Raw genomic sequence first — 1,829 nt, forward strand, 5'->3', positions numbered from 1 at the left:
CGTATAGTTCATTGCGATGGATGGCGTTGACGCGTGCATAAGAAATAGCTATTCCTTGTTTTAACAATAAAATAGCTTCTGGTTGTTTGTTTTGCTGCATTAGTATACGTGCATATCCCAAATGGGCATAGACAATAGAGGAAGTTTGTGCCGCCTGTTTGTCCTTCATGGCTTTTTTGTAATATTCCAAGGCCTGGGCATATTCACCCATATCATATAATATATTGCCAAAGAGATTGTAGGTATGGGCTTGGTCGTAGAAATCATTTTCCAGCATCAATGTTTCGGCTTCATGTATATATTTCATTGCTTCCTCATTCTGTTTCATTAAAAAATACATATAGGCAGAATTTACTGCACCGGAATAAATGATGTATGGATTACGCATACTGTGTCCTAATTCATAACATTCTAATGCGTATTTGATACCGGCTGTATCTTTTTTGAGGTAATAGATGTTTGCTAAATTGCCTAAAAGCAAAGCGTATTGTTGTTGGAAATTATTTTGTTGTGCCAATTGGATACCTTTATAAAGCCATCGTATGGCACGGTAATAATCGGTTTCAATATTTGCAGAGTAGAGTCCGAGACTACCATAGACGGAACAAAGGGTGGAGTCATTATTCAGTTTGGTTGCTAGTTCAAGAGAAAGGTTCAAGTTTTTTTTGGCTATTTTTTCCCGTCCGCTCATCATTTGTGCTTGTGCTTGGTAGATATATGAATAGAGTTGGAGTAGAGGATTTTTAGTCTTGTCCGCTACGTTTTTCATAATCTCGGCGTAAGTGATGGTTTTGGAATAATCTCCTTTATTTAAATAGTATTGGCATAGAAACTTTAATGCATCCCCGTTATCAGGTTCTTTCCTAATGATCTCCAACTGTTTCTCAAGGATGACGGGGCGCTTTTGTGCATGTACACAAAAGGATATTCCCAAAAGTAACAGTAAGAAAAGACATTTTAGTTTCATATGCTTTTTTTCGGTTGAGAGTGCAAATATAATAAAACCTTTAATTTTTCTTGTTCAAAAGTCTTGCATATTTAAAATAAAGTCGTACCTTTGCAACGCTTTCAACAAAAAGCACTTCTGAAAGGAAGTTTTGGAGAGGTGGCAGAGTGGTCGATTGCGGCGGTCTTGAAAACCGTTGTACCGCGAGGTACCCGGGGTTCGAATCCCTGTCTCTCCGCTGGAAAGAATTGCAAAACAAAGAAAATCCCTGTAAATTAATACTTTACGGGGATTTTTTTGTTTTTGGTGCATGGCAAAAATAAGCATATCAAAGCATTCTTTCGGTGTACTATTCGGTGTACCTGGTCTTATGCTTACATATGTGATATCCTCATGCTCTCAAAAAAGATCAAGAACTTTTCAAAAAAGACGACGACGTTTTTAAAAAAGAACAGGAACTTTTTTAAAAACGTCTTGGTCTTTTTTATTGTTACCAATGCATCGTAAACCGTCATTCTGTGGAGGTACAGACCTTTCATGCGTACTTTTTGCGGGGAAAAAGCCTAAAACACCCTACTTTATATCAAGTCGAAACGATCTATAAGAAAATGGTATGTGGCTGAAAACAAGTAATTTATGTGGAAATATACTTCAAAACATTGTGAGAGTATGAGAGCATGAATGAGAGCAATTTTTTTTATCCTTACTACATAAACCGTTAATAATAAACCTGTTATATATGCAGTGAGGGCATGAGGGTATACATGGCTCGAACTTTTCTTTGGAATATGCAAAACGGCTATATTCCACGATATAGGAATATATGCCGTTTTGATAGAGGGGAAATTTTTTATGGTATATAATTCCAATAATCCATATTTGT

Annotated in this window: 1 protein-coding gene and 1 tRNA gene; one reads left to right on the forward strand and one right to left on the reverse strand. The window is 36.5% G+C overall.

The genetic code is table 11. The annotated features are described in order from the left end of the window. Positions 1 to 967: tetratricopeptide repeat protein (locus tag WS42_RS14575; RefSeq protein ID WP_046451352.1), on the reverse strand; the 967-nt coding region annotated here is incomplete at its 3' end. 132 nt (positions 968 to 1,099) lie between these two features. Between WS42_RS14575 and WS42_RS14580 the strand changes: the two genes are divergently transcribed. Further along, positions 1,100 to 1,184, forward strand: a tRNA-Ser gene (locus WS42_RS14580). Positions 1,185 to 1,829 lie beyond the last annotated feature (645 nt).

It is taken from the genome of Odoribacter sp. N54.MGS-14, from assembly GCF_000980295.1.
Classification (GTDB): Bacteria; Bacteroidota; Bacteroidia; order Bacteroidales; family Marinifilaceae; genus Odoribacter; species Odoribacter splanchnicus.